General features: G+C 75.3%; 25 protein-coding genes. 17 read left to right on the top strand and 8 right to left on the bottom strand.

Going from position 1 to position 26,915, the window contains the following annotated elements:
* Window positions 1–53: 53 nt before the first annotated feature.
* Window positions 54–1,457: a glycosyltransferase family 87 protein gene (locus ACI798_RS07995; RefSeq protein ID WP_457047647.1), complete on the top strand. Its 1,404-nt coding sequence runs from the start codon at window positions 54–56 to the stop codon at window positions 1,455–1,457.
* A 45-nt stretch (window positions 1,458–1,502) separates the two neighbouring features.
* Here ACI798_RS07995 and ACI798_RS07990 read toward each other — a convergent pair whose 3' ends face one another.
* On the bottom strand, window positions 1,503–2,321 hold the full coding sequence (locus ACI798_RS07990; protein WP_457047646.1) for a deoxyribonuclease IV: 819 nt from the start codon (window positions 2,319–2,321) through the stop codon (window positions 1,503–1,505).
* A 141-nt stretch (window positions 2,322–2,462) separates the two neighbouring features.
* Here ACI798_RS07990 and ACI798_RS07985 point away from each other — a divergent pair, with 141 nt between their 5' ends.
* From ACI798_RS07985 to ACI798_RS07945, 9 genes are all read left to right on the top strand, one after another.
* Window positions 2,463–3,551, top strand: a complete 1,089-nt coding sequence (locus ACI798_RS07985) for a hypothetical protein (RefSeq protein WP_457047645.1) — start codon at window positions 2,463–2,465, stop codon at window positions 3,549–3,551.
* 147 nt (window positions 3,552–3,698) lie between these two features.
* On the top strand, window positions 3,699–3,986 hold the full coding sequence (gene rpsF, locus ACI798_RS07980) for a 30S ribosomal protein S6 (RefSeq protein WP_456940470.1): 288 nt from the start codon (window positions 3,699–3,701) through the stop codon (window positions 3,984–3,986).
* A gap of 2 nt (window positions 3,987–3,988) precedes the next feature.
* Window positions 3,989–4,471, top strand: a complete 483-nt coding sequence (locus tag ACI798_RS07975) for a single-stranded DNA-binding protein (RefSeq protein ID WP_456940471.1) — start codon at window positions 3,989–3,991, stop codon at window positions 4,469–4,471.
* Window positions 4,472–4,573: 102 nt separating this feature from the next.
* Window positions 4,574–4,810, top strand: coding sequence for a 30S ribosomal protein S18 (gene rpsR, locus ACI798_RS07970; RefSeq protein WP_073422051.1), 237 nt, complete (start codon window positions 4,574–4,576; stop codon window positions 4,808–4,810).
* An 11-nt stretch (window positions 4,811–4,821) separates the two neighbouring features.
* The gene (rplI, locus tag ACI798_RS07965; RefSeq protein ID WP_456940472.1) at window positions 4,822–5,268 is read left to right on the top strand and encodes a 50S ribosomal protein L9; all 447 of its coding nucleotides are present in this window, start codon (window positions 4,822–4,824) and stop codon (window positions 5,266–5,268) included.
* A gap of 589 nt (window positions 5,269–5,857) precedes the next feature.
* On the top strand, window positions 5,858–7,222 hold the full coding sequence (gene dnaB / locus ACI798_RS07960; RefSeq protein ID WP_456940473.1) for a replicative DNA helicase: 1,365 nt from the start codon (window positions 5,858–5,860) through the stop codon (window positions 7,220–7,222).
* Between the two features lie 250 nt (window positions 7,223–7,472).
* Window positions 7,473–9,716 (top strand): molybdopterin cofactor-binding domain-containing protein, encoded by a 2,244-nt coding sequence (locus tag ACI798_RS07955; RefSeq protein WP_457047644.1) that lies wholly within the window; start codon window positions 7,473–7,475, stop codon window positions 9,714–9,716.
* A gap of 10 nt (window positions 9,717–9,726) precedes the next feature.
* Window positions 9,727–10,182, top strand: coding sequence for a (2Fe-2S)-binding protein (locus ACI798_RS07950; RefSeq protein WP_456940475.1), 456 nt, complete (start codon window positions 9,727–9,729; stop codon window positions 10,180–10,182).
* A gap of 146 nt (window positions 10,183–10,328) precedes the next feature.
* Entirely contained in the window at window positions 10,329–12,209 is a 1,881-nt protein-coding gene (locus ACI798_RS07945; protein ID WP_456940476.1) for an Ig-like domain-containing protein, read from the top strand.
* Window positions 12,210–12,276: 67 nt separating this feature from the next.
* Here the strand turns inward: ACI798_RS07945 and ACI798_RS07940 are convergent, their stop codons facing one another.
* Together ACI798_RS07940 and ACI798_RS07935 are read right to left on the bottom strand one after the other, a co-directional pair.
* A complete protein-coding gene (locus tag ACI798_RS07940) occupies window positions 12,277–13,491 on the bottom strand; it encodes a fatty acid desaturase family protein (protein WP_457047643.1) in 1,215 nt (404 codons plus the stop codon).
* Between the two features lie 28 nt (window positions 13,492–13,519).
* Complete coding sequence (locus tag ACI798_RS07935) at window positions 13,520–14,620, bottom strand: ferredoxin reductase (RefSeq protein WP_457047642.1); 1,101 nt, start codon at window positions 14,618–14,620, stop codon at window positions 13,520–13,522.
* 103 nt (window positions 14,621–14,723) lie between these two features.
* Between ACI798_RS07935 and ACI798_RS07930 the strand changes: the two genes are divergently transcribed.
* Window positions 14,724–15,896, top strand: a complete 1,173-nt coding sequence (locus ACI798_RS07930) for a PucR family transcriptional regulator (protein WP_457047641.1) — start codon at window positions 14,724–14,726, stop codon at window positions 15,894–15,896.
* A 106-nt stretch (window positions 15,897–16,002) separates the two neighbouring features.
* Window positions 16,003–16,266, top strand: coding sequence for a hypothetical protein (locus ACI798_RS07925; protein WP_457047640.1), 264 nt, complete (start codon window positions 16,003–16,005; stop codon window positions 16,264–16,266).
* Here ACI798_RS07925 and ACI798_RS07920 read toward each other — a convergent pair.
* Together ACI798_RS07920 and ACI798_RS07915 are read right to left on the bottom strand one after the other, a co-directional pair.
* Entirely contained in the window at window positions 16,259–16,846 is a 588-nt protein-coding gene (locus tag ACI798_RS07920) for a class I SAM-dependent methyltransferase (RefSeq protein WP_457047639.1), read from the bottom strand. The genes ACI798_RS07925 and ACI798_RS07920 overlap by 8 nt on opposite strands.
* Complete coding sequence (locus ACI798_RS07915; RefSeq protein WP_457047638.1) at window positions 16,843–18,195, bottom strand: DNA polymerase IV; 1,353 nt, start codon at window positions 18,193–18,195, stop codon at window positions 16,843–16,845. Before ACI798_RS07915 ends, ACI798_RS07920 begins: the two co-directional genes overlap by 4 nt.
* A gap of 91 nt (window positions 18,196–18,286) precedes the next feature.
* On the opposite strand from ACI798_RS07915, the gene ACI798_RS07910 reads away from it, so the two are divergent.
* Entirely contained in the window at window positions 18,287–18,718 is a 432-nt protein-coding gene (locus ACI798_RS07910; RefSeq protein WP_456940483.1) for a DUF6220 domain-containing protein, read from the top strand.
* 469 nt (window positions 18,719–19,187) lie between these two features.
* On the opposite strand, the gene ACI798_RS07905 is transcribed toward ACI798_RS07910, so the two are convergent.
* On the bottom strand, window positions 19,188–19,556 hold the full coding sequence (locus ACI798_RS07905) for a hypothetical protein (RefSeq protein ID WP_456940504.1): 369 nt from the start codon (window positions 19,554–19,556) through the stop codon (window positions 19,188–19,190).
* A gap of 38 nt (window positions 19,557–19,594) precedes the next feature.
* On the bottom strand, window positions 19,595–21,298 hold the full coding sequence (locus ACI798_RS07900) for a helicase (protein ID WP_456940484.1): 1,704 nt from the start codon (window positions 21,296–21,298) through the stop codon (window positions 19,595–19,597).
* A 69-nt stretch (window positions 21,299–21,367) separates the two neighbouring features.
* On the opposite strand from ACI798_RS07900, the gene ACI798_RS07895 reads away from it, so the two are divergent.
* From ACI798_RS07895 to pgm, 4 genes are all read left to right on the top strand, one after another.
* Complete coding sequence (locus tag ACI798_RS07895; protein WP_457047637.1) at window positions 21,368–22,210, top strand: alpha/beta fold hydrolase; 843 nt, start codon at window positions 21,368–21,370, stop codon at window positions 22,208–22,210.
* 256 nt (window positions 22,211–22,466) lie between these two features.
* Entirely contained in the window at window positions 22,467–22,784 is a 318-nt protein-coding gene (locus ACI798_RS07890) for a hypothetical protein (protein WP_457047636.1), read from the top strand.
* Window positions 22,781–24,493, top strand: coding sequence for a 5,6-dimethylbenzimidazole synthase (bluB, locus tag ACI798_RS07885; protein WP_456940487.1), 1,713 nt, complete (start codon window positions 22,781–22,783; stop codon window positions 24,491–24,493). The genes ACI798_RS07890 and bluB overlap by 4 nt, the downstream gene beginning before the upstream one ends.
* Before the next feature lie 44 nt (window positions 24,494–24,537).
* A complete protein-coding gene (gene pgm, locus ACI798_RS07880; protein WP_457047635.1) occupies window positions 24,538–26,172 on the top strand; it encodes a phosphoglucomutase (alpha-D-glucose-1,6-bisphosphate-dependent) in 1,635 nt (544 codons plus the stop codon).
* On the opposite strand, the gene ACI798_RS07875 is transcribed toward pgm, so the two are convergent.
* On the bottom strand, window positions 26,085–26,642 hold the full coding sequence (locus ACI798_RS07875) for an endonuclease domain-containing protein (RefSeq protein WP_457047663.1): 558 nt from the start codon (window positions 26,640–26,642) through the stop codon (window positions 26,085–26,087). The genes pgm and ACI798_RS07875 overlap by 88 nt on opposite strands.
* Window positions 26,643–26,915: the final 273 nt, after the last annotated feature.

Raw genomic sequence — 26,915 nt, 5'->3', positions numbered from 1 at the left:
CTCCGGCGTCTGCGCCCCCGACGGCGGTCCCCCCGGGGCGTCCCGACCGGGTGGTGCCCACGTGGTCGGACCCGGTCGCCGCGCAGGCGAGCGAGGCCGCCGGCGGGCCGTGGGGGCGGCACGCGGTCACCGGCCGGGCGCTGTTCTGGACGCCGCTGCGGATCTGCCTCCTCTACGCCACCGTGGTCCTGGCGGCCGCGTGGCTGAAGCAGGCGCCGTGCGCGGACGGCAACTGGGCCGGGTCGGTGCAGTACACCCACTTCTGCTACTCCGACACCGTCCCGCTGTTCACGCTGCACGGCCTGGACACCGGCGCGCTCCCCTACCTCGACTCGGCCGTCGAGTACCCGGTGCTCACCGGCGCGTTCACGGCACTGGCCGCGCTGCTCGGCCGGACCTACGGCGACCTCGCGACGGCGGCCGGCCTGCTGCCGCAGGTCCCGCCCGTGCAGGCCTACTACGTGGCGACCTGCCTGCTGCTCACGCTGTGCGCGTTCCTCCTCGTCCGGGAGGTGCTGGCGCTGGCCGGGCACCGGCCGTGGGACGCGGCGATGGTCGGCCTGTCCCCCCTGCTGTTCGTGCACGCCTTCACCAACTGGGACCTGTTCGCCGTCGCGCTGGCCACCGGCGGGCTGTGGGCGTGGGCACGGAACCGGCCGGCGCTCGCCGGCGTGCTGCTCGGCCTCGGCGTCGCCGCGAAGTTCTACCCCCTGCTGCTGCTCGGGGCGCTGTTCCTGCTGTGCCTGCGGGCCGGGCGGCTGCGCGAGTGGCTGCGCGCCGCCGTCGCCGCGGTGGCCGCCTGGCTGGCCGTCGACGTGCCGGTGGCGCTGCTCGCGCCGGAGAACTGGTCGCTGTTCTTCCGGCTCAACACCGCCCGCCCGGCCGACCCCGACAGCGTGTGGAACGTCCTGATCACCGCCTCCGACGGGCGGTTCCTCGACGGCCCGCTGCCCGAGGGGACGGCGCCGGTGGTGCTCAACACCGTCGTCGCGGGCTGCGTGCTGCTGGTCTGCGCCGGCCTGGGCTGGCTGGTGCTGCGCGCCCCGGTGCGGCCGCGCGTGGCCCAGGTCGCGTTCCTGCTGGTCGCGGCGTTCCTGCTGGTCACCAAGGTGTGGAGCCCGCAGTACTCGCTGTGGCTGCTGCCGCTGGCGGTCCTGGCCCGGCCGCGCTGGCGCTCGCTGCTGCTCTGGCAGGCGAGCGAGGCGGTGCTCTGGGTGGTGCGGATGCTCTGGTACCTCGGCACCGAGGACCGCGGCGTCGGCGTCGAGTGGTTCTTCCTCGCGGTGACCGCGCGCGACCTCGCCGTCGTCGTGCTCATGGGCCTGGTCGTGCGCGACGTGCTGCACCCCGACGCCGACGTCGTCCGCACCAGCTGGCCCGGTGTCGACGACCCGGCCGGCGGCCCGCTGGACGGCGCCCCCGACCGGCTCACCCTGCGCCGGCGGGTCGCGGCATAGGAGGTGATCCGCACGTCCCGGGCGTCCGGGCGTGCGGATCGCCTCCTACGCCCCCCGCAGCGCCGCGCGGACGAGCGCGACCTCCTCGGCGTGCGCGGCGGCGTCCCCGGGCGTCTCCAGGACGACGGGGCAGTCGGCGGCGCGCGCCACCTCGAGCAGGAGCTCCAGGGGGATCTCCCCGGCGGTCAGCGGCGCGTGCCGGTCGCGGCCGGAGCCGTGCGGGTCGCGGCTGTTGTTGAGGTGCACGAGGTCGAGCCGGCCGGTGACCGCGCGGACGTCGTCGACCGCGGTGGCGAGGTCCCAGCCGGCGGCCCAGGCGTGGCAGGTGTCGAGGACGAAGCCCGCGCCGAACTCCCCGACGGCGTCCCACAGCCGGGCCACCGCACCGAGCTCGCGGGCCATCGCGTTGTCCCCGCCGGCGGTGTTCTCGATGAGCAGCGGCAGCGGGAACCCGCCGTCCTCGGCCTGGCGGACGAAGGTCTTGCGCCAGTTGTCGAAGCCGGCGGCCGGGTCCTCCTTGGCCAGCACGTGCCCGCCGTGCACCACCATCCCGCGGGCGCCGATCGCCGCCGCCGCCCGCGCCTGCACCGTCAGGTTCTTGCGGCTCGGGATGCGGATGCGGTTGTTGGTCGAGGCCACGTTGAGCACGTACGGCGCGTGCACGAAGACGGCGACGTCGGAGGCCAGCAGGTCCTCGGCGTCCGGGCGCGGCGGCGGCGCCTTCCAGCCCTGCGGGTCGCCGAGGAAGACCTGCACGCCGTCGGCGTCCATCTCCGCGGCCCGGGCCAGCGGCCCGCCCGCGTCCAGCTCGTTGTCCTCGGTCAGGCCGGGGCCGACGTGTACGCCGATCGGGTGCTCTGCCACCCCGGCGACAGTAGTTCCGCCCCGGACGGGAACCCACCCGTATCGCGCAGGTCACGTGCTCGTTGGGGACCGTGACGGCGGACACGCGCCGGCGGTGGCGTGCGCCACGACACGGGCACGCAGACGGAGGGGACGCAGGGGATGACGACGGGGACGGCGACCACCGGCACGGTGCGGCGGGCCGCGCGGCGGTTCCTCGCCGCGCTCGCGCTCGTGGTGGCCGCCGTCCTGGGCGGTGCGGTCCTGCTGCCGCCCGCCGCGAGCGCCGCCCCGTCGGCCACCGTCGACATCCGCGACCTCACCCCGCCGCTGGTCTCGGTCGACCCCGGCGGCACGGTCACCTTCACCAACCGGATCGAGCCCAAGACGGTGCGGGTCGGCGGCGCCGGGCTGCTGCCCTCGCTGGTCACCGCGCAGGTGTTCACCGACGTCACGCTCGGCCTGCCCTCGGGTCCCAAGCCGCTGCCGAAGGACGCGAGCGTCACCGAGCGCTTCGCCAGCACGTGCCTGACCTGCACGATCACCTACACGTACCGGGTCGTCGTCCCGAACACCTCGATCGTCGGGAGCGTGCTGACCACCGTCACCACCCGGGCGCTGAGCACGCTGCCGCAGATCCAGCCGGTCACCTACGACGGCCGGCAGACGACGGTGCAGATCGGCGTCCCGACGCCGTTCCTCGTCAACACGCTGCTGCCGCTGCCGGACCTGCCCTCGGCGAACCTGCCGCAGCTGCCGACCGTCGACGTCCCGCTGCCCTCCCTGCCGTCGCTGCCCGCACCGGTGCCCACCACCCCGGAGGCGCCGCAGGCCCCGGCCACCGCCCCGGACGTCCCCGCGGCCGCGCAGGGGATCGACGGCGACGCCTACTCCTACGACCTCGGCGGCGGCGCGGCGCGGATGGCGCCCTCCGGCGGCGGGTCCGCGGCCTTCGACCCGTCGCGGCTGCCCGGGGCCGGCTCCCCCTCCGGTGCCGCGTCCGGCCCCGGCGGGGGCGGCACGGACGGCTCCGGCGGGGTCGCGGGCAGCTACGACGGCGCCGCGGTGCCGGTCTCCGGCGGGCTCGGCGGGCTCGACGGCGGCGCGCTGGAGGAGGAGAGCAGCACGGTGAGCGCCGACGGCGCCTCCCCCGGCCCGGCCCTGCCGTTCGCCGCGCTGGTCGCCGTCGTCGCGCTGGCCGGCAGCACCGCCGCGCTGGTCCGCACCTCCCGGGCGGCCCGCTCCCGCTGACCCCGGCGGGAGCCGGCGGGCGCGCTGGTACCCTCGGGGGGCGCGTCCCGCGTGCCGTCCGAGGCAGGCAGGGCGCGCGACGCGTGTACGACCCTCCTGCTGCAGACGTCCTGCAGCCGCCACAGACCAGAGGAGGTGGGGTTCTCCGTGCGTCACTACGAACTGATGGTCATCCTCGACCCCGACCTGGAGGAGCGCACGATCGCTCCCTCCCTCGACCGGTTCCTGACCGTCGTCACCAGCAGCGGTGGCACCGTCAAGACCGAGATCTGGGGCCGGCGCCGCCTGGCCTACGAGATCGAGAAGCACGTCGAGGGCATCTACGCCGTCGTCGACATCCAGGCCGAGCCCGCCGCGGTCGCCGAGCTCGACCGTCAGCTCAACCTGAACGAGTCGGTCCTGCGGACCAAGCTGATCCGGCCCGAGGTCCACTGACCATGGCCGGCGAGACCGTCATCACCGTCATCGGCAACCTGACCTCCGACCCGGAGCTGCGGTTCACGCCGTCGGGGGCCGCGGTCGCCAACTTCACGGTCGCCTCGACGCCGCGCACCTTCGACCGGCAGTCGCAGGAGTGGAAGGACGGCGAGGCGCTGTTCCTCCGCTGCAACGTCTGGCGGCAGGCGGCCGAGAACGTGGCCGAGTCCCTCACCCGCGGCTCGCGGGTCATCGTCTCGGGGCGCCTCAAGCAGCGCTCGTTCGAGACCAAGGAGGGCGAGAAGCGCACCGTCGTCGAGCTCGAGGTCGACGAGATCGGTCCCTCGCTGCGCTACGCCACCGCGAAGGTCACCCGGGCCTCGCGCGGTGAGGGTGGCGGCGGCGGTGGCGGTTTCGGCGGCGGCGGTGGCGGCGGTTTCGGCGGCGGCGCGAGCGACCCGTGGTCGACGCCCGCCGGCCCGTCCGACGAGCCGCCCTTCTGAGAAGGACCCCCTCGCCCCCACGCCTCGCTCCGCTCGGCGCGGGCCCCTGCGAGGGGGCCGGTCCACCACCTCACCACGCTCTAGCCGTACCTGGAGAACCCAGTGCCCAAGCCCCCTGTGCGCAAGCCCAAGAAGAAGGTCTGCCAGTTCTGCAAGGACAAGGCGACCTACATCGACTACAAGGACACGACGCTGCTGCGGAAGTTCATCTCCGACCGCGGCAAGATCCGTGCCCGCCGCGTGAGCGGCAACTGCAGCCAGCACCAGCGGGACGTCGCCACGGCCGTCAAGAACAGCCGTGAGATGGCCCTGCTGCCCTACACCTCGACGGCGCGCTGACCATGAGCACGATGAAGCTGATCCTGACGCAGGAGGTCACCGGTCTCGGGTCCTCCGGTGACACCGTCGAGGTCAAGGGCGGCTACGGCCGCAACTACCTCCTGCCCCGCGGCCTGGCCATCGTCGCCACCCGCGGTGCCGAGAAGCAGGTCGAGTCGCTGCGCCGGGCGCGTGCCGCCCGCGACGTGCGGTCGCTCGAGGAGGCCCAGGCCGTGGCCGGGCGCCTGTCCGGCCTGACCGTCCGGGTGCCCGCCCGCGCCGGCGACGGCGGCCGCCTGTTCGGCCGCGTCACCACCGCCGACGTCGCCGCGGCCGTCACGGCCGCCGGCGGCCCGGAGCTGGACCGCCGCCGCATCGAGCTGCCGAGCAGCATCAAGACCACCGGCAAGCACACCGTCACCGTGCGGGTGCACCCGGAGGTCACGACGACCCTCCCCATCGAGGTCGTCGCCGGCTGAGGACGCCGCAGCACCGCCCGCGGGGGGCGTCGGACAACCGTCCGGCGCCCCTCGCGGCGTCTCCGGGCCGTGCCCGCCCTCCCGGGACCCCGGGGTCCCGGACGGCGGCAGGGAGGCCGCGGACACCGCGGACGGCGGCCGTCGTGGCCGGGCCCCGGTGCCGGCGGGCGCCTGTGACGGCTGCGCCGGGCGGGACGACACGACACGCCCGGAGCCCCCGGCGCGCCGACTTTCTCGTGTCCACAGCCGGTGGGTGGCCGGGACGCAGGTGACGCCCGCGAGACCGCGGCACGACTGGCCGGTGTCCTCCCCGTCTCCACATGTCGACTCCGGCTGTCCACCGACTTGTCCACAAGTTGTGCAGAACGCGGCCCACACGGGTGTTGGACGGGTCCGTCCCCGCTTCCTAACGTCGTCTCCTGCGCCGGACCACCACGAACTGTCGGTGGCTCCGGGTAGTGATGTCCTCGAACGCGTGTTCGAGTGGCACGCGAGGCGTCCTGGTGCTTCCCCCACCGGGCCCCGGCCGGGCGGCCGGGGTCTGTACGCGCGCGCGTGCCCACGAGGAGAGGGAGGTACCCAGGTGGCGGTGGCCGACGACTTCAGCCGGCCGCAGGCGACGGCGCCGGAGTACGACCGGCAGCCGCCGCAGGACGTCGCGGCCGAGCAGTCGGTGCTGGGCGGCATGCTGATGAGCAAGGACGCCATCGCCGACGTCGTGGAGCAGCTGACCGGCAACGACTTCTACCGGCCGGCGCACCAGGTGATCTACGACTGCATCCTCGATCTCTACGGCCGGGGTGAGCCGGCCGACGCGATCACCGTCGCCGCGGAGCTCAACCGCACCGACCAGCTGTCCAAGATGGGCGGCGCGGTGTACCTGCACACGCTCATCGCCTCGACGCCGACGGCGGCCAACGCCGGCTACTACGCCCAGATCGTCGCCGAGCAGGCCACCCTGCGCCGCCTGGTGGAGGCCGGCACCCGCGTCGTGCAGCTGGGCTACGGCGCGGCCGGCGGGCGGGGCGACGTCGACGACATCGTCGACCGGGCGCAGCAGGAGATCTACGAGGTCACCGAGAAGCGGATGAGCGAGGACTACTCGCGCCTCGAGGACGTCCTGCAGCCCACGATGGACGAGCTCGACGCCATCGCCTCCCGTGGCGGCACCGCCCGCGGCGTGCCCACCGGCATCCGCGACCTCGACGAGCTGACCAACGGCCTGCAGGCCGGGCAGATGGTCGTCATCGCCGCCCGTCCCGGTGTGGGCAAGTCGACCCTCGGGCTGGACATCGCGCGGTCGGCCACGGTCAAGCACCACATGCCGGCCGTCATCTTCTCGCTCGAGATGAGCAAGCACGAGATCACCATGCGTCTGCTGTCGGCCGAGGCGAAGGTGCCGCTGCACCACATGCGCGCCGGCACGCTGTCCGACGAGGACTGGTCGAAGCTGGCCCGCCGGATGGGCGAGGTGGCCGACGCCCCGCTCTACATCGACGACTCGCCGAACATGACCATGATGGAGATCCGGGCCAAGGCGCGGCGGCTCAAGCAGCGCAACGACCTCAAGCTCGTGGTCATCGACTACCTCCAGCTCATGACGTCGGGCAAGCGCGTCGAGAGCCGCCAGCAGGAGGTCTCGGAGTTCTCCCGGGCGCTGAAGCTGCTGGCCAAGGAGCTCGAGGTCCCGGTCATCGCGATGTCGCAGCTCAACCGTGGGTCCGAGCAGCGTCAGGACAAGAAGCCGATGCTGTCGGACCTCCGCGAGTCCGGCTCGATCGAGCAGGACGCCGACATGGTCATGATGATCCACCGCGAGGACATGTACGAGAAGGAGAGCCCGCGGGCCGGCGAGGCCGACATCATGCTGGTCAAGCACCGCAACGGCCCGACGGCGAACGTCACCGTCGCCTTCCAGGGCCACTACAGCCGCTTCGTCGACATGGCCAACTGAGCATGGCCAACTGAGTCGGCACAGCCGACCGACCGGCCGCACCGACGCGCACGAGGGCCCGGGACCGTCACGGTCCCGGGCCCTCGTGCGTCCGCGGTGTTCCACGTGGATCACCGAGCGCGACGTTGCAACGACGCACCGTCGCACTGCAACGTCGTGACCCCGGTCGCGCCCGCTCGTTGGTCCGGGCCGAGCACCGCCGAGCCCGGCCGTGTCCTCGATCGACCGCTTCCCGTCGAGAGGCCATCGCGTGACGACCCTGCCCGAGCATCCCCGCACCGACGCGCCCGCGCCCACGCACAGCCGCCGCCGTTTCCTCACCTACCTCGTCGCCGCGCCGACGCTCGCCGTCGCGGCGCAGGTCGTCGCCGACGTGGCCGGCCCGGCCACCGCGCAGGCGCTGCCGTCGCTGCCCGCGCCGGCCGAGCTCCTCGACCTCGGTGACGTGCTGATCCTCGCCGGGAAGCCCACCGAGGACCTCATCGTCGTCACCGTCGACGAGCGGGGCCGGGTCGGCCTGGCCCTCCCCCGCGCCGAGGTCGGCCAGGGCATCACCACCGCCGTCGCCATGCTGCTGGCCGACGAGCTCGACGTGCCGCTGGACCGCGTCGACGTCACCCTCGCCGACGCCCGCCCCGAGCTCGTGTTCAACCAGCTCACCGGCGGCTCCAACACCATCCGCAGCGTCTACGGCCCGGTCCGGCGGGCGGCCGCGGTCGCCCGCGCCCGGCTGCTGGCCGCCGCGGCCCTCCGCTGGGGCACCACCCCGGCCTCGCTCACCGTCACCGACGGCGTGGTCAGCGGCCCCGGCGGGCGGACCGCCACGTACGGCGAGCTGTCCGCCGCCGCGGCCGACCGGACGCTCGCCGTCGCGCTCGCCGCGCCCAAGCCGGCCGCGGCCCAGCGGGTGGTCGGCACGCCCACCAGCCGCACCGACGCCCGCGCGATGGTGACCGGCCGGCAGCGCTACACCCTCGACCTCGACGTCGTCCCCGGCGCGCTGCCGACCATGCTGCGCCGCCCGCCCTCGATCAACGGCACCGTCCGGTCGCTGGACAACGAGGCCGAGGTCCGGGCCATGCCGGGCGTCGTCGACGTCGCCGTGGTGCAGACCGGGGTCGCCGTCCTCGCCGAGACCTTCGGCCAGGCCCGCGACGCCGTCGCGGCCGTGCGCGCCACCTGGGGGCCGGGCACGGTCGACGACGAGGACGACGAGTCGATCCGGCGGAAGCTGCGCGCGGTCACCCCGCCGCCACTGGCGCCCGGCCTGCTGGTGCGGACGGTGGACGCGGAGTTCGACTTCGCCTTCGTCAGCCACGCGCCGCTGGAGCCCAACTGCGCCATCGCCCACGTGACCGCGGACCGGGCGGAGATCTGGTCGCCGCTGAAGTCGCCGATCGTCGCGCAGGAGGCCATCGCCGCCGAGCTCGGCCTGCCGGTGTCCCGGGTGACCGTGCACGTCGTCCAGGGCGGCGGCTCGTTCGGCCGGCGCCTGTTCTCCGACGCCGCCCTGGAGGCCGCGCGGGTCTCGAAGGCCACCGGGCGGCCGGTCAAGCTGCTGTGGTCGCGGATCGACGACATGCGCCACGGCCGCGCCCGCGCCGCCAGCCACCACCGCATCCGGGCCACGCACGCCGCCGGGGACGTGCTCACCTTCGAGCACCGCGTGGCCAGCGTGGAGACCGACTTCGGGCACGGCCTCGGCGAGATCCTCACGTCGGTGGCCGCGGAGCTGCCGGTGGGCGGGAACCTCTCGTTCGCGCAGACGGTCTTCGCCACCACCGTGCACTCGCCGTACCACTTCGGCGTCACCACGCAGACGCTGGCCGAGGTGCCGCTGCGGATGCACACCGGCAGCTGGCGCTCGGTCTACTCGGCGAACACCCGCGGGGCCGAGGAGGTCGTCGTCGACGAGCTCGCCGCGGCCACCGGCCGGGACCCGGCCGAGTTCCGCCGCCGCTTCCTCAAGGAGGACCGCCACCGCACGGTGCTCGACACGGTCGTCCGGGAGGGCCAGTGGGGGCGCCGGATGCCGCGCGGCCGGGCGCAGGGCCTCGGCTTCCACGCCGAGTACAAGGGCTGCACCGCCTGCCTGGTCGAGATCGACGCGCGGGACCCGCAGCGCCCGCGGGTCACCCGGGCGACCATCGCCGTCGACGTCGGGAAGGCGGTCAACCCGCGCGGGCTCGAGGCGCAGATGCTCGGCGGCCTCACCGACGCCATCGGCACCACGCTGCGCGCCGGCCTGCACGTCGTCGACGGGCTGCCGCTCGAGGGCAGCTACAGCCAGTTCCACTACACCCGGCAGGCCGACTCACCGCCCGACGTCCGCGTGTTCGTCGTCGACAGCAGCGACGAGCCCGGCGGCGCCGGCGAGCTCGGCGTCCCGGCCGCGGTCGGCGCCGTCGCCAACGCCTACGCCCGCGCGACCGGGACGAAGCCGCGGTCGTTCCCCCTCGTCTTCCCCGTCGACTTCGAGCCCTTCCCCCGCTGAGGAGCGCCCCGTGCCCACCTACACCTTCCGGCTCAACGGCGAGACCGTCACCGTCGACGCCCCCGCCGACCTGCCCCTGCTCTGGGCGCTGCGCGACAGACTCGGCGTCACCGGGCCCAAGTACGGCTGCGGCATCGACGTCTGCAAGGCCTGCACCAGCCACCTCGACGGCGAGGCGATCCGCCCGTGCGTCACCCCGACGGCGGAGGCCGCCGGCCGCGAGGTCACCACCATCGAGGGCCTGGCCGACGGCGACCGGCTGCACCCGGTCCAGGAGGCGTGGCTCGAGCAGGACGTCGCGCAGTGCGGCTACTGCCAGCCCGGGCAGATCATGGCGGCGGTCGCGCTGCTGCGCCGGACCTCGGACCCCACCGACGAGGAGATCGACGAGATCCAGAACGTCTGCCGGTGCGGCACGTACGTCCGCATCCGCGAGGCGATCAAGGCCGCGGCCGCCCGCCTGTGATCGCTCCGTCCGGGGGCCGGGAGGGCGTCCTCCCGGCCCCCGGACGGGGCAGGACCGGCCTGACCTGCGGTTGTGGATGATCATCTTGTGATCCGAGTCACCGCAGACTAGGAAGAGGCGCCCCCTTCCCCCCACCTGGAGACGCCTTGCAGCAACGACGCTGGCACCGCGCGACGACGTCGATCGTCGGCGCGCTGGCCTTCACGGCCGCCCTCTCGGTCACCGCGACCCCCGCGCTGGCCGACCCGCAGAAGGCCGAGCCGGTCTCGGTCTTCCCCTCCGACACCCTCACCGTCCGCGACCCCGCCCAGTTGACCGGCCGGCGGGTGGACCTGCCGACGGCGGACTGCGGCGCCCCGATCAGCTGCGGCCTGGTCCAGCAGCTCAACCGGCTCGACGGCTTCGACCTCGACCCGCGGCTGGCGATCCGCTTCAGCAAGCCGGTCGACGCCGCGACGGCCGCCGCGCGGATCACGATCCAGGAGGACCGCGGCGGCTGGCGGACCGGCGTCGACCGCGTCGTCTGGGACCCGGCCACCAACACGCTGTACGCCCACCCGGCACAGCAGCTCGCGCCCGGCACGACCTACCGGGTCGAGGTGCAGGGCGGCCCGACCATCAAGGCCACCCGGGACACCTTCACCACCCTGTCGGCCACCGACGGCCTGCAGGACCTGCAGCGGCAGATCGACAGCGGCAGCGCCTTCACCGCGCTGGACATCACCCCGGGTCTGCACACCGACGGGGCCTTCCCCGTCGCCGGCACCCGGGTCGCCCTCGCCCAGGACACCGGTCCCACCAACTCGGCGGCGGTGACGCAGCCGGTGACCGCACTGCTGCCCGGCGGTGCCACGCTGGCGTTCGGCTCGTACCAGGCGCCCAACTGGCTGCGCCCGGACGTGACGATCGAGCAGACGCCCACGCGCGACGCGGGGCCGGCGCCGGTCAGCGCTGCGACGCTGCCCTTCGTCGCCGTGCTGCCCCCTGGCACCGCGCCGGCCGGCGGCTGGCCGGTGGCGGTCTTCGGGCACGGCTTCACCGGCTCGGACGCCAACGTCCTCGCCGCGGCGGTCACCAACGCCCAGCGCGGCATCGCCACCATCGGTACCAACGTGGTCGGCCACGGTCTCGGGCCCGACGGTGAGTGGGTCATCACCACCGCCGCCGGCGAGCGGCGCCTGCCCAGCTACGGCCGTGGTGTCGACCAGCAGGACGAGGACGTCCTGATCGGTTCGACCGAGGGATCGTCGGCGACCGGCGCGTCCGCCGCGGTCTCCTCCCGTGACGCCCTGCGCCAGACGGCGGCCGACATCATGACGTTGGTCCGCTCGGTGGGCGGCACGGACGTCGACGGTGACGGGACGGCGGACCTCTCCGGCCGGGACGTGACGTACTTCGGCCAGAGCTTCGGCGGCATCTACGGCACCATGCTCACCGGGGCCGACCCGGCGGTGACCCGCTCGGTGCTCAACGTGCCCGGCGGACCGATCACCGAGATCTCGCGGCTCTCCCCGTCGTTCCGGGGCCTGACCGCGCAGGCGCTGGGTGCGGTCGGACTGCTCAACGGCGGCGTCGGCGGCTTCACCGAGCAGATGCCGCTGCGCGGCGAGGGCCCCGTGACCCTGACCGTGCAGGGTGCGGCGGCCATCCAGGAGTACCTGGCCCGGTCCACGTGGCTCGCCCGTCCGGGCAGCCCGGAGACCTTCGCGCCGCTCATCGACCCGCAGCGGGTGCTGGTCCAGGTCGCCTTCGGTGACCGGACGGTGCCCAACCCGACGTCGTACACGCTCGTCGACGCCGGGCACCTGTGGTCGCGGACCAGCCTCTACCGCAACGACCGGACGACCAACGCGGCGAACAACCCGCACTCGTTCCTGTTGCAGCCGAGCATCCCGGCGGCACTGCAGGGGCAGACGCAGGTAGCGGCCTTCCTGGGCCGGGGTGAGGTCGTCGATCCCGACGCTGCGGGCGACGTGTGGGAGGTCCCGGTCGCCGACCCGAGGGTCCTGCTCCCGCTCAACTCCTGACGGTCGGCTGACACACGAGGGGCCCGGGACGCCGTCGCGTCCCGGGCCCCTCTGCGTGCGCGGTGGATCAGGCGGCCGCGGCGGCCATCGCGGCCTGCTCGCGGAGCAGCGCCCGCCGGACCCGCGGCTTGCCGGTCGTCATCTTCCACAGCTTGCCGAGCTGCGAGGGCAGGTTGCGGGCGGTGGTGTTCTGCAGCCAGCCGTTCGGCAGCGACAGCCGGATGATCTTGTGCCAGGCCGAGCCGACCTGCTGCGGCAGCGGCGCGGTGTGGTAGTTGAGGCCGTAGCGGTCGAACAGGTCGCGGATCTTCGGGGCGATCTCGGCGTACCGGTTGCTCGGCAGGTCCGGGAACAGGTGGTGCTCGATCTGGTGGGACAGGTTCCCGGTCAGGATGTGCATCGCCTTGGAGCCGGAGATGTTGGCCGAGCCGAGCATCTGGCGCAGGTACCACTCGCCGCGGGTCTCGCCGTCGATCGACTTCTTCTCGAAGGTCTCGACGCCCTCGGGGAAGTGACCGCAGAGGATGACCGAGTTCGACCACAGGTTCCGCACGATGTTGGCGGTGAAGTTGGCCGCCAGCGTGGCGACGAAGTTCGGGCCCGACAGCAGCGGGTGGATCAGGTAGTCCTTGCGGACCTGCCGGCCGATCTTGACCAGCACCTGCTTGGCGCGCCGGCGGAAGTCCGGGTCGCCGGTCTGCTTCTTGGCGATGACCGCGCCGAGCTCGAGGTCGTAGGCGGCGATCCCGTACTCGAAGAAGCAGGCGTTGACGAAGCTCCACAGCGGCTGGCCGAGGTACATCGGCACCCACGGCTGGTCCTCGTCGACGCGCATGATGCCGTAGCCGAGGTCGTTGTCCTTGCCGATCACGTTCGTGTACGTGTGGTGCAGCTCGTTGTGCGAGTGCTTCCACTGCTCGGCCGGGCTGGCCATGTCCCACTCCCACGTCGTGGAGTGGATCTTCGGGTCGCGCATCCAGTCCCACTGCCCGTGGAGGATGTTGTGCCCGATCTCCATGTTCTCGAGGATCTTGGCGATCGACAGGCCGATGGTCCCGGCGATCCAGGCCGGCGGGAAGCCCGAGGCCAGCAGGACGGCGCGGCTGCCCAGCTCGATCTTGCGGTGCACGTCGATGACCTTGCGGATGTAGCGCGCGTCGGACTCGCCGCGGCTGTCCATCACGCCCTGGCGGATCTCGTCGAGCTCCTTGCCGATGAGCTCGATGTCCTCGGGGGTGAGGTGCTCGATGGGGTTGTCGGACTTCTTCTGCAGGACGGTCATGTGGTGCGGCTCCTCGGTCGGGAGGCGGTCAGTGGTCGATGTCGCAGGCGCCGGCGGCGGCGCTGATGCAGGTCTGGACGAGGACGCCGTCGCCGGGGGCGGCGGTGGTGACCTCGCCGGTGCGCAGGTCGCGGACGGCGCCCTCGCGCAGCGGGAGGACGCAGCCGTAGCAGATGCCCATGCGGCAGCCGCTGGGCATGAGGACGCCGGCCTCCTCGGCGGCGTCGAGGATCGGGGTGGCGCCGTCGGCCTCGAGCGACGTCCCGTTCCTCGTGAAGGTGACCGTGCCGCCCTCGCCGGTGACGAGCACCTTCGGGCGGAACCGCTCGGTGTAGAGCCGGTCGGCGATGCCGGCGGCGGCCCAGTGCTCCTCGAGCGCCTCGAGCATGCCGACCGGGCCGCAGGCCCAGGTGGCGCGCTCGGCGAGGTCGGGGACCAGGGCGGCGAGCGCGGCGGCGTCGAGCATCCCGGCGGTGTCGGTGTGCTGCTCGACCAGCCGGAGGCGGCCGTCGGCGGCCAGCTGCCGCAGCTCGGCGCCGAAGACGACGTCGTCGCGCGTGGGCGCGGAGTGCACCAGGACGACGTCGGTGAGCTCGGGGTGGTTGCGCAGGATCCCCATCACCGGGGTGATGCCGGAGCCGGCGGTGACGAACAGCGCCTTGGCCGGCCGCTGCTCGGGCAGGCAGAAGTCCCCGGTGGCCTGGTCGAGCTGCACGATCGTGCCCGGCCGGGTGCTGCGGACCAGGTGGTTGCTGACCCTGCCGCCGGGGATGGCCTTCACCGTGACGGTGAAGCAGCCGTCGGTGCGGCCGAGGTCGGAGGTGATCGAGTAGGCCCGCCACATCCGGACGCCGTCGACGTCGATGCCGATGCGCACGTACTGGCCGGGCCGGTGCGCCTGCCAGTCGGCGCCGGGCCGGATGACCACGGTGGCCGCGTCGCGGGTCTCGGGCACGACCGCCTCGATCCGTCCGCGCAGGTCGGCGCCGGCGCGCAGCGGGTCGACCAGGTCGAGGTAGTCGGCGGGCAGCAGCGGGGTGGTGACGAGCTCGGCGAGGCGCAGGGCGCGGTCGCGCAGCGCCTTCAGGGCCGGCCGGGCCGGGGAAGGGCGCGGAACGGTCGCGGTCATGTCCCTACAGTTCCCTGCGGAGCGCGTAATCACCTGTGCCCTCGACGTGAACGTGGGCGCGGATACTGTCCTCGGCGAACAAGTGAGGTCACGAGGAGGTCACGTGACGGTGCAGGAGACCTTCGCGGCCGACGTCGCGGCGGCGATGCGCACGGAGCTGCCGTCGGTCGCCGAGCGGACGGTCGCGGCGATCGTCGTCGAGGTGCCCAGCTACGCCGAGGCCTTCCGCGGGCCCATGGGCCGCAAGATCGAGAACGCCGTCCAGCTCGCCCTCGGCGGCTTCCTGGAGCTCGCGACCGGCGGGGCGGACGCCAGCCGGCCGGTGGACCCCGCGATCGAGAGCGCCTACGCACTCGGGCGCGGGGAGGCGCGCACCGGCCGGTCGATGGACGCCCTGCTGTCGGCCTACCGGGTCGGCGCCCGGGTGGCCTGGCGGCACCTGAGCGAGACGGCGGTGGCGGCCGGCATGCCCGCCGCGGCGCTGGCCCGCTTCGCCGAGCTGGTGTTCGCCTACATCGACCAGCTCTCGGCGGCGAGCGCCTCCGGGCACGCCGACCAGCTCGCGGCCAGCGGCCGGGTGCGGCGGCGGCACCTGGAGCGGCTGGCCGAGCTGCTGGTCACCGGCGCGCCCCCGTACGAGCTGATCACCGCAGCCGAGCGGGCGGACTGGACGCCGCCGCGCACGCTGACCGCCGTCCTGCTGTCCGAGGCCGGCGCCCGCGAGGCGACGGCGGTGCTCGACGCGCGCACGCTGCAGGCCGGCGAGGACCTGCCCGGGGCGGAGCCCTCGACCGAGCGGGCGGTGCTGCTGGTGCCCGACGCCGAGGGGTTCGCCCGCGCGGCGCTGCTGAAGGTGCTCTCCGGCCGCGACGCCGTCGTCGGGCCGGCGCGGCCGTGGCAGGAGGCGCGCTCGTCGTACTCGCGGGCGCTGCGGGCGCTGCAGGTGGGCCTGTCCCCGGACGGCGACGCGCCCGTGGACACCGAGCAGCGGCTGGCCGACCTGGTCCTGCGCGCCGACGGCGAGGCGCTGGCCGACCTGCGCGCGCAGGTGCTCGCCCCGCTCGACGGCCTCGGCCCCGGCCCGCGGGAGAAGCTGGTGGAGACGCTGCGCTCGTGGCTGCTGCACCACGGCCGGCGCGAGCAGGTGGCCGCGGAGCTGTTCGTCCACCCGCAGACGGTGCGCTACCGGATGGGGCAGCTGCGGGAGCTGTTCGGCAGGCACCTCGACGACCCGCAGACGGTCCTCGAGCTCACCCTCGCCCTCGGCTGCCGCTGAGTCGCCCGGGGGAACTCGTACGTCGTCCCCAGGGGGCTCCCAGGCGGGGGGCCGAGTCTCGGGGGCACGGCGGCACCCCCGCTGCCGGGACCCCGAGGAGGCCACCGTGGACCGCAGCACCGAGACCGTCGGCCGGCACGCCTGGGTGCGCACCCCGCGCCGCCCGCTGCCGCCGGAGCTGACCGCCGACGTCGCCGTCGAGGTGGCCGCCGCCGCGCTCGCCGAGGCGCCCGGCGCGACCATCGAGTGGCTGGAGGTCGACGCCGCGGGCCTGTTCGCGGCGCACCTGCGCGGCGCCGACGGCCGGACGCTGGTCGTCCACCTCGACGCCGGCCTGCGGGTGGTCGGCCGGCTCGCCGGGGTCAGCTGACCCGGAGGACGGCGACCAGGAAGTCCGACTGCGCGGTGAACGGGTGCAGGTGCCAGCTCGACAGGAGCAGGTCCGGCTCCAGCCCGGCGGCGCGGGCGTCGGCGAGGAACGCGTCGAAGGCGTAGTCCCGCCCGGCGCCGAAGCCGACGACGGCGCGCCCGCCGTCGGCCAGGTGCGCCCGGAACCGCCGCAGCACCTCGGTCCGGGTGGACGGCGCGAGGAACGTGACCACGTTGCCCGCGCACACGATCGCGTCGAACCGGTCGGGCAGGTCGAGCGTGGCCAGGTCGCCGACCAGCCAGCGCGCGCCCGGGTGGTCCTCCTCCGCCGCGGCGATCAGCACCGGGTCGACGTCGACCCCGACGACGTCGTGCCCGGCCGCGGCGAGGTGGCCGCCGACCCGGCCCGGGCCGCAGCCGGCGTCCAGGACCCGCGACCGCCGCGGCAGCATCGCGTCGACCAGCCGCGCCTCGCCGACGATGTCCATCCCACCGGCGGCCAGGTCCTTGAACCGCTTGACGTAGGCCGCCGAGTGCCCGGGGTCGGCCTCGGTCATCCGCAGCCAGAGGTTCTCGCTCACGGCTCCATCGTCGTGGGCCGCCAGTCCGGCGGGTCGCCCGGGTGCAGTGCGGGGTCGTCGGCGGTCAGGGTCCGCACCGGGCCGGGCGGGGTCAGCGGCCCCTCGAAGCGCACCGTCACCCGGCCCAGCCCGCGGCCCCACACCCAGCCCGGGCCGTGGTCGTCGTGCACGACGTCCTGCCCGGGCCACCACCGCCGGTCGGCCGGGCCGGCGGTCCGGGCGGCCTCCCGGAGGACGGCGTCGGCCTCCGACTCGTCGGGCGCGCCGGGGTCGTCGTCGGCGAACAGGTCGCCCTGGGCGTACTGGGACAGGCCCGAGACGCCGACGCCGATCAGCCGCAGGCCCCCGCCGGTGCCGGCCTCGACGAGCAGCCGCCGGGCGATCGAGGCCACCTGGCGGGCGTCGTCGGTGGGTTGCGGCAGCGTCTGCGAGCGGGTGAGCGTGGTGAAGTCGTAGCGGCGCAGCTTGAGCGTCACGGTGCGCCCGGACAGTGCCGAGGACCGCAGCCGCGCGCCCACCCGGGTGGCCATCGAGTCGATCAGCCGGTTCAGCTCGGCGAGGTCGGTGAGGTCCCGCTCGAAGGTCTCCTCGTGCGACACCGACTTGGCCTCGCGCTCGGCGACCACCGGCCGGTCGTCCTCGGCCCGCGCCAGCCGGTACAGCCCGCTGCCGTGCGCCTTCCCGGCCAGCGCGACGAGGTCGGGCAGGGACTTGGCGGCCAGCTGCGCCACCGTCGCGACGCCGACCTGCCGCAGCCGCTCCGCCGTCGCCGGGCCCACGCCGCCGAGCCGGGTGACCGGCAGCGGGTGCAGCACGTCCAGCTCCGTGCCGGGCGCGACGACGACGAGGCCGTCGGGCTTGTCCAGGTCGGAGCCGATCTTGGCCACGAGCTTGGAGCTGCCGACGCCCACCGAGCCGGTCACCCCGCCGGTGGCCTCGGCGATGCGGGCCTTGAGCCCGCGGGCGAGCGCGGTGACGCCCTCGACGGACAGGTCGTGCCCGGGGCCGGCGGCGAGGTCGACGTAGGCCTCGTCGATCGACACCGGCTCGACCAGCGGCGACAGCTCGCGCAGCAGCTCCATGACGACGTCGGAGGTCCGCCGGTAGGCGGCGAACCGGCCGCCGAGGAACGCCGTCCCGGGCGGGCAGCGGCGCCGCGCCTCCGCCGTCGACATCGCCGAGCGGGCGCCGTACGCGCGGGCCTCGTAGGACGCCGTCGCGACGACGCCGCGCCCGCCGGTGCCGCCGACGACCACCGGCCGGCCTCGCAGCGAGGGCTTGTCGCGCTGCTCGACGGCGGCGAAGAACGCGTCCAGGTCCAGGTGCAGGACGCTCGCCTCCTGCCGCACGCCCCCATCGTCCTACGCCGGGACGACAGACCCTGGACGCCGGTCCGGAGCCGCCGGACCCTGGCCGGCAGGCACCCGTCAGGAGGCCGCCATGACCGCTCCCGAGACCCCGACGACGACGCGGGCACGAGCCGGCGGACCGCGGCACGGCGCGCTGGTCGCCTACCGGCTGGCGCTGGCCCTGCTGCTGCTCGCCGTCGTCGTGCAGTTCTTCCTCGCCGGGCTCGGCACCTTCGGCGGGAGCTTCGACGCCCACGTGACCAACGGCTTCACCGTGATCCCCGCGCTGTCCGCCGTCGTGCTCGTCTTGGCGCTGGTCGCCCGCGCGGGCACCCGCGACGTCGTCCTCGCCCTGGTGCTGGCCCTGCTCACCTTCGTCGGCCAGAGCCTGCTGAGGGCACTGGCCGACGAGGGGGCCGTCTGGGGTGGCCTGCACGCCGTGAGCGGGCTGGCGGTCCTCGGGATCGCCGGCTTCCTCCACACCTCGGCGGCCCGCCGGCTCTCCTCCGGCCCGGGTGCGTAGCGCGGCTCGGGCGCCGGCCACCGCCTCGACGGTCGGGCCGAGCAGCGGCCGGAACCGCCGCCCGAGCACGGTCCGCCACAGGGCGCCGAGCGGACCCCGGAAGGTGACCGCGTGCTCCGGGCGCGCACCGGCCAGGCTGCGGGTCAGCATCATCGCCCCACCGGGCAGCGGCACGTCGACGACGATCCGCCGCCGCGGCTCCACCTCCCGGACGACGAACCGCGAGCGCCGGCCGTCGAGGCCGGTGAGCACCGCGCGGGTGCCCGGCCCGAACGGCCCGTCGAGCGCGGCGCCGCGCAGCCCGCGGTCCCACTCCCCCCACGTCCCGGGATCGGTCCAGCGGCGCCAGACGGCGTCCGGGTCGCTCGTCGTGGTGTCCGCGGCGAAGCCGCCGGGGACGTCCCGCACCTGTGCCATCGGTCCTCCCTCCCCCTCTCCTTCCGCGGTGGGGGACGGGCGGATGCGCCGCTCAGCCCAGCGCCAGCACCAGGCAGACGGCGGCCAGCGCGAGCGCCACGGGCGTCATCACCAGCCGCTCGGGCCGGCTCCGGGAGATCGCGTTGAGGACCACGCCCAGCCCGAAGTACCCGGTCAGGACCCACATGCCGACCTCGACGAGCCCGCGGGGCAGCAGGTCGACGGCCCCGGCCGCCTGCAGCACCAGCAGCGCCACGGCGGCGTAGACCCCGATCGACACCACGCTGCCCACCCGCAGCCGCGGCGGCAGGACGACGTGCTGCCCGCCCCACGCGAACCGCCCCAGCGGCGCGCCGCCGGCCAGCGCGAGCTGGAAGACGGCGAGGGCGGCGAGCAGGGCGGTACCGACGGCCGCGACCATGATCACGGGGTCGCAGGCTAGCGGCCGGACGGCGTGCCTCAGCCCTCCGTGAGCGCGGCCGGCGGCAGCCAGTCCGCGTCGAGCAGCTCGGCGATCTCCTGCAGCGAGGAGGTGTCCGCGCCCGCCGTCGACCCGCTGACCGCCAGCCGCTCCACCATCACCCGGGCCACCTGCTCCTCGACCGTGCCCTCCGCGAAGGCCACCCGCCACGGGGAGACCTGCCCGTCGCGGTGGGTGCGGCCGGTGACCTGACGGGCCTGGATGCCGGAGAAGCGCGGCTGGTGGAACAGCCCCACCCGCGGCGTCGTCGAGGCGGTCGTCCCGCCGGGCAGCAGCTCGCCGGCGTGGAGGCTGATCGAGGCGGTCACGGTGAACACGCAGACCGGGGCCTCGCCGGTCTGGAAGCGCAGCCGCTCGGCCTCGACGTCGAACCGGTCGCGCCCGTAGATCGACGCCACCGCGATGCCGGAGTCCAGCAGCGCCTCGCGGATCGGGTCGGCCGCGGTCTCCACGAACTCCACCGACACCGCGACCTGCCGCTCGGCCTCGACCTGGGCGCGCACCCAGTCGACGGTCGCCTGCGCGCGGATCAGCCCCGCCTTCTGCCGGAACCGCAGCAGCGCGGCGCGGCCGCGGGCGCTCTGCCGGGCCCGGCGCGCCAGCTGCATCTCGGCGCGGAACTCCTGCCACTCCGATTCGTAGGCGGCCTGCTCGGCGGGGGTGAGCGCCACCGGTGTCCCGGTCACCGACACCGGTCCCCACGGCGCCGGGCGGTGCAGCGTGGCCGGCGGGTCGGCGTCGGCCAGCCAGCCCTGGAGCCGGGCGAGGTCGGCGCGGCGGGCGTCGGCGTCCTCGGTCCACGCCCAGCCGTAGCGGCCGCGTTCCACGTGGAACCCGTGCTCGGCGAGCTTCGCCGGCAGGTCCGCCCAGGCGCGCAGCGGCTCACCGTGCACCTGGGCGAACTGCGGCGCCAGGTAGGGCAGCTCCAGCGGGGTGTGCGCCGGGGTGGCGGTGGCGGCGACGACGAACGGGGCGTCCTTCGCGCGGGCGCCGCCGGAGACCGCCTTCCAGTGCTTCCACCGCTGCGTCGTCGTGTGCCGGACCATGTGCGCCTCGTCGGCGATCACGACGTCGAACGACGTCTTCGACACCTTGGCCAGCCGGTCCCAGGTGGTGACGCACCAGCGCAGGCCGCCGTCGCCGAAGCCGGCGATCGAGCGGGTCCAGTGCGGGATGGTGATGGCCGCCGGGCGGTCGGCGACGACGAGCACCCGCTCCCCGCCGCGCAGCTCGCAGATCTCCCGGGCGGCCATGACCGCCGTGCCGGTCTTGCCGACGCCGGGGTCGTCGCCGAGCAGGAACACCCGGTGCCCGGCCGCGGCGGAGGTGACGACGGCCTCGGCACCGGTGCACTGCTCGTCGCGGGGGATCATCGGCCGGCCCTCGGGCAGCGGCCGCGGCGTCTCGTTGAGCTCGTCCTCGAGGAAGCGCTCGAGGGTGTACGGCGGCGGGTCGTAGGGCGCCAGCGCCGGCGGCAGTTGCGCGCCGACCCACACGTGCGCCTGCAGCCCGGCGTGCCAGGCGGCGCCGGGGGCCGGGGCGCGGAACGGGACGGCGAGCACCCACACCCGCTCGCCGGCGCCGGCGGTGGGCAGGTCGGGCACCGCCGGCCGGCGGGCCGTCGACCGCCGCTTCCTCGTCCGGCGCTCGGTGGTCGTGGCGGCGCGGCGCCGTCCGGGCATGCTGGGACCTCCCCCGTCGTCCCCGGCACGGTAGGTCGCCGTCGCCCGCGGATCTGGTGGAATCGCCGGATGGGGCCGCAGTCTGACGAGGGGTTGGCGGCGCGCACCGTCGGCGAGGCCGGCCCGCGGGTGGTGTTCGTCCACGGGCTGTTCGGCCAGGGCAAGAACTGGACGACGGCGGCCAAGGGGCTGGCCGACCGCCACCGGGTGACGCTGCTCGACCTGCCCAACCACGGGCACTCGCCGTGGACCGACCGCGTCGACTACGTGGACATGGCCGGGCTGGTGGCCGCGGAGCTGGAGTCGTTCGGCGAGCCGGTGACGCTGGTCGGGCACTCGATGGGCGGCAAGGTGGCGATGCAGCTGGCGCTGCGCCGGCCGGAGCTGCTGCGTGCGCTGGTCGTCGTCGACATCGCGCCGGTCGAGTACCCGGTGTCCGGCGGCCGCACCGACGACCCCGACGAGGAGGCCTCCCCGTTCGGCGCGTTCATCGCCGCGATGCGGGCGGTGGACCTCGGCGCGCTGCGCACCCGGGAGGACGCCGACCGGGCGCTGCGCGAGGCGGTGCCCAGCACGATGGTGCGGTCGTTCCTGCTGCAGAGCCTGGTCCGCGAGGGTGTGGGCTCGGGCCGGTGGCGGTGGCGGCTGAACCTGGAGACCCTCGAGCGCGACCTCGGCGAGCTGCGCGGCTTCCCCGATCCGCCGCCCGGCGCCACCTTCGACGGCCCGGTGCTCTGGATCGCCGGCGCGAACAGCCACTACGTGCTGCCGGAGGACCGGCCGCGCATGGAGGAGCTGTTCCCCCGCACACGGCTGGTCAAGGTGAAGAACGCCGGCCACTGGGTGCACTCCGAGCAGCCCGAGGTCTTCCTCGAGACGCTCCGCCGCTTCCTGGACGCCGTCGAGGGCTGAGGGGCGTCCCTCGGGAGCGCCCCTGCGGGGTGGTCGCCGGCACCTGCGGGGAAGACGTCGTCAGCGGCCCGTCCGGGGCGACGACTCCCCCGCAGTCGCGCGTGAGCCCGTCGCCGCCGTCGAGAGGGTGGGGATCATCGGGATCGCGCTCCTCGCGGGGATCGCGGCGAGCGCCTGAGCCGTCCCGTCGTGCCCGCCGGCGACTGGAGGCCGTCACCGGCCGCTGCGAGGCTGGGGGGATGACCGGGGGGCGGGCGTGACGGAGGAGCAGGTCCGCGCGCTGGCCCTGGCGCTGCCGGAGGTCACCGAGGCCGACCACCACGGCCGACCGTCGTTCCGGCTGGGGACCGCCGTGCTCGCCACGCTGTGGGCACCGGGCATCCTCAACGTCATGCTCGGGGAGTCGGAGGCGCGCGCGGCCGAGGGCGGCGCGGTCTCGCTGCTGTGGTGGGGGAAGCGGCTCTCGGGCGTGCGGGTCGACCTCGCCGCGGCCGACCCGGACGTCGTCGCCGACCTGCTCGACGATGCCTGGACCCGCCGGGCCCCCGCCCGGCTGCGGAGGCGGCACCCGTGACCTACCCGCGGCCGGTCCCGGTCATCGGCGACGCCACCTCGGCGGCCCAGCGGGCCGGCGACCCCGCCGGCTGGGCCATGCCCGACGACGCCGGGGGTCTCTACGCCGTCGTCGCCGCCCGCCGCGACGTCCGCCGCTACCGCCCCGACCCGGTGCCCGACGACGTCCTGCGCCGGGTGCTGGCCGCGGGGCACGCGGCGCCGTCGGTCGGGCACAGCCAGCCGTGGCGGTTCGTCGTCGTCCGGGACGCAGGCGTCCGGGACCGCGCCGCCGTCCTCACCGACCGCGAACGGCTGCGCCAGGCCGCGCAGATGGAGCCCGACGCCGCCCGCCGGCTGCTCGACCTGCAGCTCGAGGGCGTACGCGAGGCGCCGCTGGGGATCGTCGTCTGCTGCGACCGGCGCACGCCCGCGGCCGGCGTGCTGGGCCGCGCGACCTTCCCCGACGCCGACCTGTGGAGCTGCGCCGCTGCGATCCAGAACCTGTGGCTGGCCGCCCGCGCCGAGGGCCTGGGCATGGGCTGGGTGACGCTGTTCCGTCCCGAGGAGCTGGCCGGGCTGGTCGGCCTGCCCGACGGCGTGGCCACCCTCGGCTGGCTGTGCCTGGGCTGGCCCGACGAGCGCCCGCCTGCCCCCGGGCTGGAGCGGGCCGGCTGGTCGCGGCGGCTGCCGCTGGACGCCGTCGTCCTGGAGGACCGCTGGCCCGCCGACGACGGCGGCCCCACCGCTCCGCCGTCGCACCTGCGCGCGCCCGGGCGCGAGGACGTGGTCGGCGCCCGCGACGAGGCCGACCGCCTGCTCACTCCCCCGGGCTCGCTCGGCGTGCTCGACCGTGCGGTGGACCGCGTGGTGGCGCTCGGCCGCGGCGACGTCACCGGCGGCGCGCTCGTGCTGGCCGCCGCCGACCACCCGGTCGCCGCGCTCGGCGTCTCGGCCTACGGCGGGCACGTCACCCGCGACGTCGTCCGCGCCGCGCTGGCCGGCACCTCGGTCGGCGCCACCGCCGCGGCCGCGGCCGGGCTGACGACGGTCGTCGTCGACGCCGGGGTGGACGGCGACCCGCTGCCGGGCGCGGTGGACGCCCGCCCGGCCGGCCCGCGCGGCGACCTGGCCGCGGCCCCCGCCCTGACCGCCGCCGACGTCGAGCGGCTGCTGGCCGCCGGGCGGGACCTGGGCGCCCGCGACGGCCTGCTCGCGCTCGGCGAGGTGGGCGTGGGCAACACGACCGTCGCCGCCGCCCTGGCCGCCGGGCTGCTCGGCGCCGACCCCGCCGACGTCACCGGGCTGGGGTCCGGCGCCGACAGCGAGGTCCTCGAGCGCAAGCGCGCCGTGGTGGCCGCGGCAGTGGCCCGGGCCGGGAGCGGTCTGGATCCCGTGCGGGCGCTGGCCGAGCTGGGCGGGCCGGAGCTCACCGTGCTGGCCGGGGCGGTCCTCGGCGCCGCGGCGGCGCGCACCCCTGTCGTCCTGGACGGGTTCGCGGTCTCGGTGGCCGCACTGGCCGCCGTGCTGCTCGAACCCGGCGCGCAGGCCTGCCTGCTCGCCGGGCAGCGCAGCCGCGAGCGCGGGCACGAGCTGGTGCTGCACGCCCTCGGCCTGGAGCCGCTGCTGGACCTGCGGCTGCGCGCCGGGGAGGGCGCCGGCGCCTCGCTGGCCGCCGGCCTGCTGCTCGACGGCCTCCGGGTGCGGCGGACGACCGCCCGGGTGGGGTGACGCCGGGTCGCCAGCCGGGCCCCGGTCGGGCCAGGATCGGCGGCGTGACCGATCCCCGCGCCGGCCAGCCGGCCGCTCCGTCCGACCTGGTCGACGTCGCCTCGCTGGTGACCGCCTACTACACGCTGGTGCCCGACCCGGCCGATCCGGCGCAGCGGGTCTCGTTCGGGACCTCGGGGCACCGCGGGTCGGCGTTCGACACCGCGTTCAACGAGGCGCACATCCTGGCCACCACCCAGGCGATCTGCGAGTACCGGGCGGCGCAGGGCTTCGACGGGCCGCTGTTCCTCGGCCGCGACACCCACGCGCTGTCCGAGCCGGCGTGGGCCAGCGCGCTGGAGGTGCTCGTCGCCAACGACGTCACCGTGCTCGTCGACGCCGCCGGGCGGTACACGCCCACCCCGGCGGTGAGCCACGCGATCCTCGGCGCCAACCGGGGGAAGAGCAGCGGCCTGGCCGACGGCATCGTCGTCACCCCGTCGCACAACCCGCCCCGCGACGGCGGCTTCAAGTACAACCCGCCCTCGGGCGGCCCCGCCGACACCGACGCCACGAAGGTCATCGCCGACCGCGCCAACGAGCTGCTGGCCGCCGGGCTCGACGGCGTGCGGCGGGTGCCGTTCGCCCGGGCGCACGCGGCGGCGCAGCGGTACGACTACGTCGCCACCTACGTCGACGACCTGCCCGCGGTGCTCGACCTCGACGCCGTCCGCTCGGCCGGTGTCCGGATCGGCGCCGACCCGCTCGGCGGGGCGAGCGTCGACTACTGGGCGGCGATCGCCGAGCGGCACCGGCTCGACCTCACCGTGGTCAACCCGCTGGTCGACCCCACGTGGCGGTTCATGACGCTCGACTGGGACGGCAAGATCCGGATGGACTGCTCGTCGCCGTCGGCGATGGCCTCGCTCATCGGCAAGCGCGCCGACTACGCGATCGCCACCGGCAACGACGCCGACGCCGACCGGCACGGGATCGTCACCCCCGACGCCGGGCTGATGAACCCCAACCACTTCCTCGCCGTCGCGATCTCCTACCTGTTCGCGCACCGCCCGGAGTGGGGCGGGGACGTCGCCGTCGGCAAGACGCTGGTGTCGTCGTCGCTGATCGACCGCGTCGTCGGCGGGGTGGGGCGGCGGCTGGTCGAGGTGCCGGTCGGGTTCAAGTGGTTCGTGCCCGGCCTGCTCGACGGGTCGGTCGGGTTCGGCGGCGAGGAGTCCGCGGGGGCGTCGTTCCTGCGCCGCGACGGCGGGGTGTGGACCACGGACAAGGACGGCATCCTGCTCGCGCTGCTGGCCGGCGAGATCCAGGCGGTGACGGGCAGCTCGCCGTCGCAGCTGCACGCGGAGCTGACCGGGCGGTACGGCGAATCGGCCTACGCGCGGGTGGACGCCCCGGCCACCCGCGAGCAGAAGGCCGCCCTGGGGAAGCTGTCGCCGGAGGACGTCACCGCCACCGAGCTCGCCGGCGAGCCGATCACGGCCAAGCTCACGCGCGCGCCCGGCAACGACGCCGCGATCGGCGGGCTGAAGGTCGTCACCGAGAACGCCTGGTTCGCCGCCCGCCCGTCGGGGACCGAGGACGTCTACAAGGTCTACGCCGAGTCGTTCAAGGGCCCCGACCACCTCGCGCAGGTGCAGGAGGAGGCCCGCGCCGTCGTCGGTGCCGCCCTCGGCGCCTGACCCGAGCCCTGACCCCGGGCGGCGGGAATGGCCGTTCCTGCCGCCCGGGTCGCGGTCAGGGCCGCCAGGACGCGCCGGACAGCGGCGTCCAGGGCACGGAGGTCGGCCGCGCTGAGGCGGATGACCCGCCAGCCGGCCGCCCTCAGCCGTGCACGTCGCTCGTCGTCGCGGACGATCTGGACGCCGCCGACGTGGTGCTCCCCCTCGTACTCGACCGCGAGCCGCGCCTCGGGGAAGGCGAGGTCGACCCGGGCGATGAAAGCGGCCGGCGTGCCGGACCTCGACCTGCGGTTCGGGGCACGAGGCCGGCCCGTCACGAGCGCCACCCGCACGCGGGACTCCGGACCCGACTCGGCCCGCGGGTCGACCGGGGACACCGCCCGGCGCACCCGGGTCACACTCCACCGTCCCGAGCCGGCGCGCACGGTGGCCGACAGGTCCTCGCGGGAGACGGAGTCCGCCCTGACCATCGCGTCCGGGCCGGCGACCGCGGTCCCCAGCGGTTCCGACGCGGCGACGTCCCAGCACGTGGGCAGGGCAGTGCTGAGCGGGACACCGTCGCGCGCCTCGACCCCTCCCGGATCGACCGCGCTCCGGTGCACCCGCACCCCTCGGGGACCCTTCCACTCGAGGCCGGCGGGCCGCAGCACGGTGACGGGGTCGTCCGGCCCGGGCCACGGAGGCCGTGCCACCCCGCTGCCGAGCTGCCGCCCAGGACCGCGCCGGGAGGCAGCAGCAGAGCC

It is taken from the genome of Geodermatophilus sp. SYSU D01045 (genome assembly GCF_054050295.1).
This window is presented reverse-complemented; position numbering and strand designations above follow the sequence as displayed.